Genomic DNA, 13,255 nt, shown 5'->3' with positions numbered 1-13,255 from the left:
ATGACACCGTTCATGAGATGGCTAAGGATGAGGCCCGCCACGGCAAGGCATTTGAAGGACTTTTAAACAGATATTTCGGCTAATTTTTGACATAGAATCAATTTTACCCTCCAAACCAGGAATACAGGTAGTCTCCCCAGGGCTGCCTGTATTCTTATCTGCCATATGTTTTTCATAATCCCCAGCCAAACGCATCAGTCTTAAACTAATTTATTACATATTTCCCCGACAATGAATGGCAGTAAAATATTGATTTTTAGATTGAATTTCTGTAAATAACAGGATACAATAGTTTATAGGTAGTAAAAAACGAAACAAAAGAGAAAGGTGAGGTACAATTTATGGCATCAAAATACGCAGGAACCAAAACTGAACAGAACTTAAAGGACGCATTTTCAGGCGAGTCCCAGGCACGCAACAAATACACCTATTATGCATCCGCTGCAAAAAAAGCAGGTTATGAGCAGATGTCCGCTTTATACCTGGAGACCGCAGACCAGGAAAAAGAGCATGCCAAGATGTGGTTCAAGGAACTGCACGGCATCGGCACTCCTGAGGAGAATCTGGCTGACGCAGCAGCAGGTGAGAATTACGAGTGGACTGATATGTATGCACGCATGGCCCGTGAAGCACGGGAAGAAGGCTTCGAGGAACTGGCTGTTAAGTTTGAACTGGTTGCCAAGGTTGAGGCTGCACATGAGAGAAGGTATAACAAGCTGTTAGAAAGCTTAAAGAATGACAAGACCTTCAAGGGCGATGCGCCTCTTGGCTGGAAGTGCAGAAACTGCGGATACATCCACGAAGGACCGGAAGCTCCTGAGGTATGTCCTTGCTGTGCTCATCCTAAGGCTTATTTTGAGAGGAAAGTTGAGAACTATTAAGAGGTAGAAGAATGGTACGCGGGCGCCTGTAGGGAGCTCGGTCCGTGAGAAACAGGGGAGCAGCAGTGACTCCCCTGTTTCTCACCCACTACATATTCAAAAGCGCCCGCTGTCTCTTCCCACGCTAAGGAGAAAAGACAGACGGACGCTTTTTACCGTTATATTGAAATTTCAATTTAGATTCACGAACAAGTGCTATTAGGAACACCAGCCTTGAGGCACTTTAAGCAGTGTCCCTTTTTATCTGGGGCGCGGAAGGGCCAGTGGGTGTGTTTCAGAACAGCCGCGTACCATCCTACCGGTTCTCAATCTCCATAATCATATTCACCCTGCGCTCATGCCGGCCGCCCTCAAACTCAGCGTCCAGCCATGCCTCTGTAATCATCTTGGCAAGCTCGCTGCCCACTACCCTGGCGCCAAATGCAAGTACGTTGGAGTTGTTGTGCACTCTGGACAGCTTTGCGGTATAAGGCTCGCTGCACACACAGGCCCGGATTCCCTTTACCTTATTGGCTGCCAGGGAGATGCCCACACCGGTGCCGCAGATGGCGATTCCCAGGTCAGCCTGACCGTCAGCCACGGCCCGTCCTACCTTTTCGCCGTATATGGGGTAGTCGCAGCTCTCAGTGGAATTGGTTCCCAGGTCAATGACCTCGTAGCCCTTTTCTTCCACAAACTCCTTAATTATGTTCTTAAGCTCAATGGCTGTATGGTCGTTACCAATTGCAATTTTCATAATTTCTCTTCTCCTTTTATCTATTTCTGTGTTATGTTATACCCTCTCCTGGGCAAAGAAGGCCTGCACCCGGTCCAGCCGGGATGTCATGGACAGAAGCAGCATGTCGGCCGCCGTCAATGCGGCCATGGCTTCCACCACCACTACGGCCCTTGGCACGATGATGGGGTCATGGCGGCCTTTTATCTCCACCATGGTCTCCTCACCGTTTTGGTTCACGGTGTGCTGGGGCTGGGCAATAGAGGGGGTGGGCTTAAATGCTGCCCGCATCACGATATCGCTTCCGTCGCTGATTCCTCCCAGTGTGCCTCCTGAGTGATTGGTCTGCTTCTCAATCCTGCCGCTCAAATGCGGGCTGCCGTCCGCTGCCTTATGTGATATGCCAAATCCGTCGTTATTCTCAGATCCCCGTGCCCTGGATGCGGCAAAGCCGTCTCCTATCTCAAATCCCTTGACCGCGCCAATGGACAGCATAGCCTTGGCCAGGTTGGCATCCAGCTTCTCAAATACAGGCTCTCCTGCTCCGGCAGGCATACCGTGGATGATACATTCCACCACTCCTCCGCAGGAGTCCTTCCCGGCCATCAGTTCCTCCAGCCGGGCCTCTGCCTGTGCTGCTGCCCGGGCATCCGGCATGTACAGCCTGTTATTCCACATCTCGTCCAGGTCAAAGCGCTCCTGTGCAATGCAAATGCCGCCCACCTCTCTTGTATACGCCCTGACCGTAATTCCAAGGCTTTCCAGAAGCCTGCAGGCAATGGCGCCCGCCGCCACACGGGCAATGGTCTCTCTGCCTGAGGACCGTCCGCCGCCCCTGTAGTCCCTGAATCCGTACTTCTGGTCAAAGGTGTAATCCGCATGGCCCGGGCGGTAAATATCCATAATATTGCTGTAGTCATGGGAACGCTGGTCTGTATTGCGCACCTCCAGAGCAATGGGAGTACCGGTGGTCCTTCCCCCGAACACGCCGGACAGGATTTCCACCTGGTCCCCTTCCTGTCTGGCCGTGGTAAACTTGCTCTGGCCCGGCTTTCGCCGGTTCAGATAGGACTGGATGTCCCCTTCTTCCAGAGGCAGTCCGGCCGGGCAGCCGTCCACCACCACGCCGATTCCCTTTCCATGGGATTCTCCCCAGGTCGTCACTCTCAATATTGTTCCCAATGCAGAACCTGCCATATACTGTCTCCTGTCCTCCTGTATCTATAACCCACTATCTCGTTAATCCGGCTGTCTCGCTAATTCTACTATCTCGTTAATCCGGCTGTCTCACTAATTCTACTATCTCGTTAGTCTGACTGTCTCACTAATTCTTACTATCTCATCAATCCAACTATCTTCTCAGACTAATTTCCAATCTTCGCAATAGCGCAGCAGTTTGGCTCGTTCACCATGACGCTTCGTCCGCACATAACGATGAGGCCCTTCTCATAATCCACTTCAAAGAAGCTGATGCTGCCGCTGTCATGGTTTATGGACGCGATATGTTTCTGATCCGGGAATATAGCCACATCCTTTGGATATTCACCGCTGACAGGCAGACAGCAGATCATGGTGAGTAGACCGGATTTCTCATCCCTGCTGTAGATGCTCACTGTATTTTCACCTGCATTGGTGCAGTAAACATATTTCTCATCCGGAGACAGCCTCATGGCGCAGGCAGCTGTCAGATTGCCCGGATTCTTGGTGGAGGTGGTGGAAATAGTCTGTATCTTCTCAACCACAGGCGCCCTGTCACCGGTTTCATAAGAATAAACGCAGATTACATTCTGCAGCTCATGCATCAGATAAAGGAAACGTCCGTCGGAGCTGTAGCGGAAATGTCTTGGAGCCGACTCCAGGTCGCAGTGGATGGCATCTACCTGAAACAGCCTCTTATCCTTGTCGTTGAAACGGTATACCTTTACCTGGTCCGTTCCGTTGTCCACCGACAGAACATACCTGCCGTCGGGCATCCTTCTGGTACAGGTAACATGTGAGCGGAAGTTGCGCTCAGCCACGCTGCCGTATCCCTTGTTGAACACCTCGTCCACAATCTGCCCCACAGAACCGTCCTTGTTAAGGCTTAAGACCGTGGTCTTGCCGTCATGGTAGCCTGACACAAACACGTATTTATCTTCCATATCAGTACACAGGTGGCAGCCCCTCATGCCGCGGATGGGAGCGCTGTTCAGTCTTGCAAGGCTTCCGTTCTGCAGGATCCGGAAGGATACAACTCCCTCATCCGCGATGGAGTACAAGGTTTTCCCATCGCTGGAAGCAATGACATAGGAGGAGTTGTCCACTTCCATCTCACACCTCTCCCTAAATGTTCCGTTTTTCACATCCACGTCAAACACTGTGATTCCCTTTGCTTTTCCGGTGTAGGAATAGGATCCTACATATGCCATATATTTGCCGCTCATACCTGTCTGTACCTCCCTGATTTACGTCGGTTTTCATTTCAATTTAGACTAAAAACATCATATCATAAATTTGTGAATTTGTTAACTGGAAGTTTGTGAAATTCTCCCCCACTGTTCATCCCTAAACTTGTCCCTAAACTTATCTGCCAAATCTTTCAAAAAGGTATTGACATACCACTGATTTAATGTATAATGAAATTCGCGCTTGTTTATTATTACTAAACTTTTTGCTTATTTTTATAGTCAGTTAGTATTTGTAAACTTTTTGTTCAGAAACGCGAGACAGGGAGGAGCTCCATGGAAATCGGAAGTAAACTAAAGGAACTGCGGGTGTTAAAGGGTCTGACCCAGGAAGAACTGGCTGACCGGGCCGAGCTTTCCAAGGGATTCATTTCCCAGCTGGAACGTGACCTGACGTCTCCATCCATAGCTACCCTGATGGACATTCTTCAGTGCCTGGGCACCACCATCGGTGAATTCTTCAATGAAACGCCGGATGAACAGGTAGTATTTGGTAAACAGGATTATTTTGAGAAAATTGATACAGACTTAAATAATGAAATCAAATGGATTATCCCCAATGCCCAGAAAAATGTGATGGAGCCCATCCTCCTCACCTTAAAGGCCGGAGGCTCCACCTATCCTGATAATCCCCATGAAGGTGAGGAATTCGGATACGTGCTCCAGGGAAGCATATCCATCCACATAGGCAGCAAGACATACAAGGCAAAGAAAGGGGAGTCCTTCTACTTCACGCCGGATAAGAAACATTACCTGACAAGCAGGAACGGGGCCCTTCTTCTGTGGGTGAGCTCGCCGCCAAGTTTTTAATCACATTAAGATAAAAGGAGATTTTGATTATCATGAGCCAGCCTTTCATTGATTTACAGCACATATCAAAAAGTTTTGACGGCGAGCTGGTCCTGGACGACCTGAACCTTTCCATCAGGGAGAACAGCTTCGTCACCTTGCTTGGCCCCAGCGGCTGCGGCAAGACCACTACCCTGCGTATATTAGGCGGCTTTACTACCCCTGACACAGGAAAGGTAATCGTCGGCGGACAGGACATCTCCATGATTCCACCTAACAAACGCCCGCTGAATACCGTATTCCAGAAGTATGCGCTGTTTCCCCACATGAACATCGCGGAAAATATTGCCTTCGGCTTAAAGATCAAGAACAAGCCAAAGTCCTACATTGATGACAAAATCAAATATGCCCTGAAATTAGTGAACCTGCCCGGATATGAGAAACGGACCGTGGACTCTTTATCCGGCGGCCAGCAGCAGCGTATCGCCATTGCCCGGGCCATTGTGAACGAACCCAGGGTGCTGCTTCTTGACGAGCCCCTCGGGGCGCTGGATTTAAAGCTGCGCCAGGATATGCAGTACGAGCTGATACGCCTTAAGAATGAGCTGGGAATTACCTTTATCTATGTGACCCACGACCAGGAGGAGGCCCTTACCATGTCCGACACCATCGTGGTCATGAACCAGGGATACATCCAGCAGATGGGATCCCCTGAGCAGATTTATAATGAGCCTGAAAATGCGTTTGTGGCCGACTTCATCGGTGAGAGCAATATTGTACCCGGCACCATGATCCGGGACGAACTGGTAGAAATCTTCGGCGCCCGCTTTGCATGTGTTGACAAGGGTTTCGGCAATAATAAGCCTGTGGATGTGGTTATCCGGCCCGAGGACATTGACCTTGTAAAGCCTGAGGACGGAACCCTCCAGGGTGTTGTGACCCACCTGATTTTCAAGGGCGTCCACTATGAGATGGAGGTAACCACCCCGGACGGTTTCGAGTGGCTGGTGCATTCCACCGATATGTTTCCTGTAGGCCGGCAGGTGGGCATCCATGTGGAGCCCTTTGAGATCCAGATCATGAACAAGCCTGCTTCTGAAGACGAGGAGGCGCTGGGAGTCAATGAATAGCGAAAAAAAAGGCGCCGCCATCGGCAAGGCGCTGTTATCAGGTCCCTATCTTATTTGGATGGCCGGCTTTACACTGATTCCGCTGGCCATGATTATATGGTACGGGCTGACTGACAAGGGCGGCGGCCTGACCATGGCAAATGTCATTGCTATTGCTTCTGCGGACCACGCAAAGGCTCTGTGGCTTTCCCTTGGACTGTCCTTAGTGAGCACGGTTCTCTGTCTTTTGTTAGCGTATCCCCTGGCCATGATACTAAGGGGCCGAGGAGCCGCGGCAGGAGGATTCATTGTATTCATATTCATCCTTCCCATGTGGATGAACTTCCTTCTGAGAACCCTGGCCTGGCAGACACTGCTGGAGAAAAACGGAGTCATTAACGGTATCCTTAACTGGCTTCACCTCCCGTCCCAGTCCATGATTAACACCCCGTCAGCCATTGTGCTGGGCATGGTATATAACTTCCTGCCCTTTATGGTGCTTCCCATTTACAATGTGCTGTCCAAAATAGACGATAATATTATAAATGCCGCCATGGACCTGGGAGCCAACAGCTTCCAGCGTTTCACCAGGATATGGTTCCCCTTAAGCATACCGGGCATCATCAGCGGCATCACCATGGTGTTTGTCCCTTCCCTGACCACCTTCGTTATTTCCGATTTGCTGGGCGGCAGCAAGATTCTGCTCATCGGCAACGTCATTGAACAGGAATTTACCAGGGGAAGCAACTGGCATCTGGGAAGCGGACTTTCACTGGTCCTCATGGTCTTTATCCTAATCAGCATGGCCATGATAGCCAAATACGATAAAAACGGAGAGGGGACTGCATTCTGATGACAAAGAGTTCAAAAGTACTGCGGAAAATCATATCGGATTTTTATATGGTGCTCATACTGATCTTCCTTTATGCCCCCATCCTTACCATGATGGTCCTGTCCTTCAACAAATCCAAATCCAGGACCCAGTGGGGCGGATTTACCCTGCAGTGGTATACCCAGATGTTTGACAGCCGCTCTATCATGAGCGCCCTGACCACCACGTTAATCATAGCCTTTGTATCGGCCCTGGTGGCAACAGTCATAGGCACGGCAGCGGCCATCTCCATCAGTTCCATGCGGACCGTGCCCAGAACCATTGTCATGGGCGTAACCAACATCCCCATGCTGAACGCTGACATCGTAACCGGTATATCCCTGATGCTGGCCTTCATTGCCTTTGGTATTTCCCTGGGATTTAAGACCGTGCTTATATCACATATTACATTTAATATACCCTATGTCATACTAAGCGTCATGCCCAAGCTTAAGCAGACGGATAAATACACCTACGAGGCCGCCCTGGACCTGGGCGCATCCCCTCTGTACGCATTTTTCAAGGTGGTGTTCCCGGATATCATGCCCGGTGTGCTCTCCGGCTTCCTGCTGGCGTTTACCATGTCCTTAGATGACTTTATCATCACCCACTTCACAAAGGGCGCGGGCATTAACACCCTGTCCACCCTGATTTACAGCGAGGTAAGGCGCGGCATACGGCCGTCCATGTACGCACTGTCATCCATTATATTTTTGACCGTGCTGATTCTTCTCATCTTTGTTAACTTCCGGTCCATTAAGAAGCCGGAAAAGGCATAACCGAATTCAGACATTAAAGGAGAACGATTATGAAAAAGAAAATGGCAATCACCCTTGCTGCCGCATCCATGGCAGTGCTGTCCGCCGCCCTTTTAACCGGCTGCGGCAAGTCCGGTTCCTCACCCGAAGGAGGAAACAAGGAAGACAACAAGTTAAACGTATACAACTGGGGCGAGTACATTGACGAGGACGTCATCACCCAGTTTGAGGAGGAAACCGGCATACAGGTTGTCTACGATGTATTTGAGACCAACGAGGAGATGTATCCTGTCATTGAGGCCGGCGCTGTAAAATACGATGTAGTATGTCCCTCCGACTACATGATTCAGCGCATGATTGAGAACGGCCTTCTGGCTGAGCTGAACTTTGACAACATCCCTAACTATAAGGAGATCGGCCAGCAGTATCTGGATATCTCCAAGGGATTTGACCCTGAGAACAAGTATTCCGTACCCTACTGCTGGGGAACCATGGGAATTCTCTACAACACCAAGCGTCTGGAGGAGCTGGGTGTTCCCGCTCCCACCAAGTGGTCTGATTTGTGGGATGAGCGCCTAAGCGGCGAGATTCTTATGCAGAACAGTGTAAGAGACGCGTTTACCGTGGCCCTGAAGATGAAGGGATACTCCTTAAACAGCACCAATCCCGATGAGCTGGCCGAGGCACGCGACCTGTTGATCGAGCAGAAGCCCCTTGTCCAGGCATATGTCATTGACCAGGTAAGGGATAAGATGATTGGCGGCGAGGCTGCTGTGGGCGTGATTTATTCCGGCGAAATGCTCTACATCCAGGACGCGGTGGCGGAACAGGGTCTGGATTACAGCCTGGAGTATGTAATTCCCGAGGAGGGAACCAACTACTGGATCGACTCCTGGGTCATTCCCGCCAACGCGGAGCACAAGGAAAACGCAGAAAAATGGATTGACTTCCTGTGCCGCCCTGATATTGCCAAAAAGAACTTTGAATATATCACCTACGCAACGCCAAACACAGGTGCCTATGATTTGCTGGACGACGACCTCAAAAACAACAAGGCCCTGTTCCCTGATTTGGATAAGCTGCCAAACTGCGAGATTATCCAGTATCTGGGAGACGATGTGGACACCATCTACAATGACATGTGGAAGGAAATTAAATCCGAGTAAAAACCAGTCACAGGATTAAATAATAAAAAGGAAGTTCCGGGCGGGAGACTTAGGCCGATACCTGCCCCGCGGAACTTCCTTTTATACATTTAATCCTATTGACCGTTTCATCCCGGCGTCACCCCTCGCGTTTCCCGTGCTCATGGTATCCATGGCACATGGAGGAACCCGCGCAGCCACCGCATCCGCCGGCACATCCGCCGCATCCCTTACCTGCCTTTTTATCCCTTATCATAATACGGACCACTGCCCCTATAATCACAGCCAATATGACCAGAATAATTAATGTTGAAAGATTCATATATATCCTCCTTTCCTTCCTGTTTATTCCCGGACTCTCCGTTTGCCACAGGTTCTCCGTTTGCTCCAGGCTCCACATCTGCCACGGGCTCTTTAACGGCCCTTCGCCTTTTTCTTCTGCCGTATTTTTGTAGGTTAGCTATTTCTAACTCCATTCACAGATTAGCACTTTCTAACTCTCTTGTCAATCGTTTTTTTATATGTTACACTTAGAACTATCATACTAAATAAACGGGGGTATTTACAGACTTGAAAATACAGGAATCAGCAGAAAATTATCTGGAAACCATACTCATGCTGGCCAAGGAACAGCCCTATGTCCGCTCCATCGACATTGCCACTGAGCTGGGCTTCTCCAAACCCAGTGTCAGCGTGGCTATGAAGAATCTCCGCCAGAACGGATATGTCCAGATGGACGACCAGGGACATATCACGTTGACGCCATCCGGACAGGCCATAGCGGACACCATGTATGAACGCCATACACTGCTGTCCAACTGGCTGATTTACCTGGGTGTGGACCCCAGGACAGCTGCTGAGGATGCCTGCCGCATGGAACACACCCTGAGCGCTGAGAGCTTCGATGCCATCAAGCGCCACATCACCCACGGCCACGAACTGCCGGATTAGGAGGAAGCCTATGCTTAAAGACCTTGTGAAACAATGCCGCTCTTACAGAAGATTTTATCAGGATACTGTTATCCCATACAGTGAACTGGCTGATATGGTGGATACGGCCCGTCTGGCCGCTTCTGCTTCCAATGCCCAGGCCCTGAAATTCAAAATTTTGTGCACGCCCGAGGAATGTGCCGGTATCTTCCCGTATACTGCATGGGCGGGCGCCCTGAAGGATTGGGAGGGACCAGAGGAGGGCGAGAGACCTTCAGCCTATATCGTCATTGCCTGTGACCTGTCTATCGGGAAAAACAAACAGTGGGACGATGGAATCACGGCCCAGACCATCATGCTGGCTGCCGCGGAAAAGGGATATGGTGGCTGTATGATTGGCAGCTGCATGCGGTCAGAGATTGGACGGCTCCTGGGACTTGATCCGGAGCATTACAGCATAGACCTGGTTCTGGCCCTTGGAAAGCCCAAGGAGGAAGTGGTACTGGTGCCGGTAAAGGAAGACGGTTCCACCGCATACTACCGTGACGGGAATCAGGTTCACTATGTTCCCAAACGGAGCCTGGAGGACATCCTTCTGTAATGGTTTGACCATGTTTGGCTGTCATCACTTATACAATATTTTCCGCCATGAATCAAACAAAGCGCATCGGGTTGTCATGTATTTTCATGTACCCGATACGCTTTTTTCATGCTTCTGAAAGGGAAATCTTTCTTCGCTGTTAAAGGGCTGCGCGCTTATTACAGGGACAGGGCTCTCATTGCGTTGAGAATGGCAATAACCGACACGCCCACGTCCGCAAACACTGCCTCCCACATGTTGGCCATGCCCGCAGCACCCATTAAGAGCACCACTGCCTTGACTCCCAGCGCAAATGCGATGTTCTGCTTTACAATGGACATGGTCTTTCGTGATATGCGGACCACATCCGCGATTCTGGCAGGATTATCGTCCATAAGCACAATATCCGCTGCCTCGATGGCCGCATCTGAACCCATGCTTCCCATGGCAATTCCCACGTCCGCCCTGGAGAGAACAGGCGCGTCATTGATTCCGTCTCCCACAAAGGCCAGCCTGTGTTTTCCGGTCTGCTGGGCCAGCAGCTCCTCCACCTTTGCCACCTTATCCCCCGGAAGGAGCTCCGCATGAACCTCATCCAGACCCAGCCTGGCCGCCACTGCTTCTCCTACCTCTTTCTTGTCGCCGGTGAGCATGACTGTCCTTCTGACGCCTACCTTTTTAAGATTCTTAATTGCCTCAAAAGCCTCATCCTTGATGGAATCCGCTATGACAATGTATCCGCAGTATACGCCGTCCAGTGCCACATAGACAACCGTACCCATGCTCATACACTCCTGATACGCCACATTCATTTCTTTCATCAGCTTGCTGTTGCCGGCCAGTACGGTATGACCGTCTATCTCCGCCTGAACTCCATGACCGGATATTTCCTGTGCATTGCTGACACGGTTCATATCAATGGTATCTCCCCAGGCATCCTTGATGGAACGCGAAATGGGATGGTCCGAATAACTCTCCGCCAAAGCCGCCAGCTCCAGCAGGGAGCGCTTTCCCTCATCAGAAGGCTGGCTGGCCGCCCACACCCTGGTCCGCGGTACCTCAGACGCCTCCGGGACAGGACTGCCGGTTACCGCGTGAATCTCAGTCACCTTGAATTCTCCCTTGGTCAGCGTACCTGTCTTATCAAAGACAATGGTATCCATCTCAGACAGAGCCTCCAGATAGTTGCTTCCCTTGATGAGCACACCCTTCTTGGAAGCAGCGCCAATGCCTGAGAAAAAGCTCATGGGCACGGAAATCACCAGGGCACACGGGCAGGAGATTACCAGGAAGGTACAGGCCCTTCTTACACCCTCGGACCAGGACTGGCCAAAAAACAGGGGAGGAATCACAGCCAGGAGCACGGCCCCCATTACCACCAGAGGGGTATAATATCTGGCAAACCGTGTAATGAAGTTCTCCACATGGGCTTTTTTGCTGCTGGCGTTCTCCACCAGTTCCAGAATCTTTGCCACTGTGGAATCGTCAAATTCTTTTGTGACCTGAACCCGCAGAAGGCCGCTGCCGTTGACACAGCCGCTTATGATATCGTCCCCCTCTGCCACCTTGCGCGGCACGGATTCACCGGTCAGTGCTGAGGTATCCACCATGGAGTTCCCAAACACGACTTTGCCGTCAAGAGGTATTCTCTCCCCGGCCTTGACCACGATGATATCTCCCACCTGCACATCGTCCGGTTCCACCTGCTTTAACTGGCCATCCTCCTCTATGTTGGCATATTCCGGACAGATATCCATAAGCTCCGTGATGGACTGCCTGGAACGGTTCACTGCGTAGCTCTGGAACAGTTCTCCCACCTGATAAAACAGCATGACCGCAACCGCTTCCGAATATTCCCCCACGCCAAAGGCGCCGAAGGTAGCCACTGTCATCAGGAAATTCTCATCAAACACCTGGCCGTTGCGGATATTGCGGAATGCCTTATATACAATGTCCCATCCTATAAGAACATAGGGAACCAGATACAGGGCCATCTTTCCCCACAACCCAAGCCACTCCGGTAAAATCTCCATATGGTCTGTCACTGCCAGGGTAATATAAATGATGAATGCTGCTATGATACGGGACAGCATTGCCTTTTGTTTCTTAGTCATATCAGTTTCCTTTCCGGTGCCGTACTGCTTCGCTTAAAGCAGGATAACGCAGTCAGGCTCCACCTTCCTGCACACAGACACCACTTCCTTCATGATTTCATCGAACCTGCTGTCATCTGCTTCTATGGTCATCTTCTGGGCCATAAAGCTCACCGTGGCATCTGATACACCCTCGATCTTCTTGATTGCTTCCTCCATCTTGGCTGCACAGTTGGCACAATCCAGGTCCTGTAGTTTGAATTTTTTCTTCATAATTATTCTCCTCCATATTTGTTATTTTATTTATATTCCATGTTCCATCCCCGCGCCATGGGCATCTGCCTCAAAGTCTATTCCTCTATGTGCTCCATGCCCTGGTTGATGATGGTCCTCACATGACTGTCCGCCAGCGAATAAAATACTGCCTTTCCGTCCCTGCGGCTCTTTACCAGGCGGTTCTGCTTAAGAATTCTCAGCTGGTGGGAAATAGCTGACTGGTTCATATTAAGCAGCTGCGCAATGTCGCAGACACACATCTCAGCCTCAAAGAGCACATATAATATTTTGATCCTGGTGGAATCCCCAAACACCTTGAATATCTCTGCCAAATCATATAGCTTATCCTCATCCGGCATCTTATCATTGACTGCCTTTACCACATTCTCATGGACCTGGTAAAAATCGCAGCACTCCACATCGTTTATCGCCATGGCTCATAACCTCCCTCTCTTATTTTTCTCATTCATATGAATGATTGTTCATATGTTTATATTTACATTATATACTCAGATTTAAAAATGTCAACTGCTTTTTTCTCTATTTTGTTTTGTTTGAAAATTTAATTATTGTTTGAAAATTGCATTCTGACCGTCAAAGCAAAAAAACGGTTCTATACTGAATGTTGGGGTGTGCTGAAAAGCACACTTCCAACATTCTTTTC

The 13,255-nt window shown here is 50.1% G+C and carries 15 protein-coding genes and 1 pseudogene; 9 read left to right on the top strand and 7 right to left on the bottom strand.

All coding sequences use genetic code 11. From position 1 onward, the window contains the following. A pseudogene (locus LI015_RS28910) lies at window positions 1–83 on the top strand (NADH peroxidase); the annotation flags it as partial. A 258-nt stretch (window positions 84–341) separates the two neighbouring features. Continuing rightward, window positions 342–881, top strand: a complete 540-nt coding sequence (gene rbr, locus LI015_RS27260) for a rubrerythrin (protein ID WP_002568997.1) — start codon at window positions 342–344, stop codon at window positions 879–881. Between the two features lie 295 nt (window positions 882–1,176). Here the strand turns inward: rbr and rpiB are convergent, their stop codons facing one another. The 3 genes from rpiB to LI015_RS27245 all read right to left on the bottom strand — a co-directional run bounded on the left by rpiB (window position 1,177) and on the right by LI015_RS27245 (window position 4,019). Next, window positions 1,177–1,617, bottom strand: coding sequence for a ribose 5-phosphate isomerase B (rpiB, locus tag LI015_RS27255; RefSeq protein ID WP_002568998.1), 441 nt, complete (start codon window positions 1,615–1,617; stop codon window positions 1,177–1,179). Window positions 1,618–1,653: 36 nt separating this feature from the next. Continuing rightward, the gene (gene aroC / locus LI015_RS27250) at window positions 1,654–2,793 is read right to left on the bottom strand and encodes a chorismate synthase (protein WP_227126719.1); all 1,140 of its coding nucleotides are present in this window, start codon (window positions 2,791–2,793) and stop codon (window positions 1,654–1,656) included. 167 nt (window positions 2,794–2,960) lie between these two features. Next, window positions 2,961–4,019 carry a lactonase family protein gene (locus LI015_RS27245; protein ID WP_002569000.1) on the bottom strand — a complete coding sequence of 353 codons (1,059 nt, stop codon included), beginning with the start codon at window positions 4,017–4,019 and terminating at the stop codon, window positions 2,961–2,963. 297 nt (window positions 4,020–4,316) lie between these two features. Here LI015_RS27245 and LI015_RS27240 point away from each other — a divergent pair, with 297 nt between their 5' ends. The 5 genes from LI015_RS27240 to LI015_RS27220 are packed head-to-tail and all read left to right on the top strand — an operon-like array spanning window position 4,317 to window position 8,733. Continuing rightward, a complete protein-coding gene (locus tag LI015_RS27240; RefSeq protein WP_002569001.1) occupies window positions 4,317–4,850 on the top strand; it encodes a helix-turn-helix domain-containing protein in 534 nt (177 codons plus the stop codon). A gap of 32 nt (window positions 4,851–4,882) precedes the next feature. Next, window positions 4,883–5,959 carry an ABC transporter ATP-binding protein gene (locus tag LI015_RS27235; RefSeq protein WP_002569002.1) on the top strand — a complete coding sequence of 359 codons (1,077 nt, stop codon included), beginning with the start codon at window positions 4,883–4,885 and terminating at the stop codon, window positions 5,957–5,959. Next, window positions 5,952–6,791 carry an ABC transporter permease gene (locus tag LI015_RS27230; RefSeq protein WP_002569003.1) on the top strand — a complete coding sequence of 280 codons (840 nt, stop codon included), beginning with the start codon at window positions 5,952–5,954 and terminating at the stop codon, window positions 6,789–6,791. The genes LI015_RS27235 and LI015_RS27230 overlap by 8 nt, the downstream gene beginning before the upstream one ends. Next, entirely contained in the window at window positions 6,791–7,588 is a 798-nt protein-coding gene (locus LI015_RS27225; protein WP_002572970.1) for an ABC transporter permease, read from the top strand. The genes LI015_RS27230 and LI015_RS27225 overlap by 1 nt, the downstream gene beginning before the upstream one ends. A gap of 29 nt (window positions 7,589–7,617) precedes the next feature. Beyond that, window positions 7,618–8,733, top strand: coding sequence for an ABC transporter substrate-binding protein (locus LI015_RS27220; protein WP_227126718.1), 1,116 nt, complete (start codon window positions 7,618–7,620; stop codon window positions 8,731–8,733). A 118-nt stretch (window positions 8,734–8,851) separates the two neighbouring features. Here LI015_RS27220 and LI015_RS27215 read toward each other — a convergent pair whose 3' ends face one another. Further along, the gene (locus LI015_RS27215; RefSeq protein WP_002569006.1) at window positions 8,852–9,034 is read right to left on the bottom strand and encodes a FeoB-associated Cys-rich membrane protein; all 183 of its coding nucleotides are present in this window, start codon (window positions 9,032–9,034) and stop codon (window positions 8,852–8,854) included. 248 nt (window positions 9,035–9,282) lie between these two features. On the opposite strand from LI015_RS27215, the gene LI015_RS27210 reads away from it, so the two are divergent. After that, window positions 9,283–9,663, top strand: coding sequence for a metal-dependent transcriptional regulator (locus tag LI015_RS27210; protein WP_007036245.1), 381 nt, complete (start codon window positions 9,283–9,285; stop codon window positions 9,661–9,663). 10 nt (window positions 9,664–9,673) lie between these two features. After that, window positions 9,674–10,243 carry a nitroreductase family protein gene (locus LI015_RS27205; protein ID WP_002569008.1) on the top strand — a complete coding sequence of 190 codons (570 nt, stop codon included), beginning with the start codon at window positions 9,674–9,676 and terminating at the stop codon, window positions 10,241–10,243. Window positions 10,244–10,401: 158 nt separating this feature from the next. On the opposite strand, the gene LI015_RS27200 is transcribed toward LI015_RS27205, so the two are convergent. From LI015_RS27200 to LI015_RS27190, 3 genes are all read right to left on the bottom strand, one after another. Further along, window positions 10,402–12,336, bottom strand: coding sequence for a heavy metal translocating P-type ATPase (locus LI015_RS27200; protein WP_002572973.1), 1,935 nt, complete (start codon window positions 12,334–12,336; stop codon window positions 10,402–10,404). A 33-nt stretch (window positions 12,337–12,369) separates the two neighbouring features. Next, entirely contained in the window at window positions 12,370–12,588 is a 219-nt protein-coding gene (locus tag LI015_RS27195; RefSeq protein ID WP_002569010.1) for a cation transporter, read from the bottom strand. 77 nt (window positions 12,589–12,665) lie between these two features. Further along, window positions 12,666–13,025: an ArsR/SmtB family transcription factor gene (locus tag LI015_RS27190; RefSeq protein WP_002569011.1), complete on the bottom strand. Its 360-nt coding sequence runs from the start codon at window positions 13,023–13,025 to the stop codon at window positions 12,666–12,668. Between the last annotated feature and the right edge of the window lie 230 nt (window positions 13,026–13,255).

Origin of the sequence: Enterocloster sp. 210928-DFI.2.20, from assembly GCF_020554465.1 — a bacterium.
GTDB lineage: Bacteria > Bacillota > Clostridia > Lachnospirales > Lachnospiraceae > Enterocloster > Enterocloster bolteae.
Note: the sequence above shows the minus strand (reverse complement) of the source record. Positions and strands in the feature narration are given on the sequence as shown.

What these genes read in the sequence shown, in the direction of transcription:
- LI015_RS27195 (WP_002569010.1), bottom strand. Translation starts at nt 12,588, where the DNA reads ATGAAGAAAAAATTCAAACTACAGGACCTGGATTGTGCCAACTGTGCA.
- LI015_RS27245 (WP_002569000.1), bottom strand. Translation starts at nt 4,019, where the DNA reads ATGAGCGGCAAATATATGGCATATGTAGGATCCTATTCCTACACCGGA.
- LI015_RS27215 (WP_002569006.1), bottom strand. Translation starts at nt 9,034, where the DNA reads ATGAATCTTTCAACATTAATTATTCTGGTCATATTGGCTGTGATTATA.
- rpiB (WP_002568998.1), bottom strand. Translation starts at nt 1,617, where the DNA reads ATGAAAATTGCAATTGGTAACGACCATACAGCCATTGAGCTTAAGAAC.
- LI015_RS27200 (WP_002572973.1), bottom strand. Translation starts at nt 12,336, where the DNA reads ATGACTAAGAAACAAAAGGCAATGCTGTCCCGTATCATAGCAGCATTC.
- LI015_RS27225 (WP_002572970.1), top strand. Translation starts at nt 6,791, where the DNA reads ATGACAAAGAGTTCAAAAGTACTGCGGAAAATCATATCGGATTTTTAT.
- LI015_RS27230 (WP_002569003.1), top strand. Translation starts at nt 5,952, where the DNA reads ATGAATAGCGAAAAAAAAGGCGCCGCCATCGGCAAGGCGCTGTTATCA.
- LI015_RS27220 (WP_227126718.1), top strand. Translation starts at nt 7,618, where the DNA reads ATGAAAAAGAAAATGGCAATCACCCTTGCTGCCGCATCCATGGCAGTG.
- LI015_RS27190 (WP_002569011.1), bottom strand. Translation starts at nt 13,025, where the DNA reads ATGGCGATAAACGATGTGGAGTGCTGCGATTTTTACCAGGTCCATGAG.
- aroC (WP_227126719.1), bottom strand. Translation starts at nt 2,793, where the DNA reads ATGGCAGGTTCTGCATTGGGAACAATATTGAGAGTGACGACCTGGGGA.
- LI015_RS27240 (WP_002569001.1), top strand. Translation starts at nt 4,317, where the DNA reads ATGGAAATCGGAAGTAAACTAAAGGAACTGCGGGTGTTAAAGGGTCTG.
- LI015_RS27235 (WP_002569002.1), top strand. Translation starts at nt 4,883, where the DNA reads ATGAGCCAGCCTTTCATTGATTTACAGCACATATCAAAAAGTTTTGAC.
- LI015_RS27205 (WP_002569008.1), top strand. Translation starts at nt 9,674, where the DNA reads ATGCTTAAAGACCTTGTGAAACAATGCCGCTCTTACAGAAGATTTTAT.
- rbr (WP_002568997.1), top strand. Translation starts at nt 342, where the DNA reads ATGGCATCAAAATACGCAGGAACCAAAACTGAACAGAACTTAAAGGAC.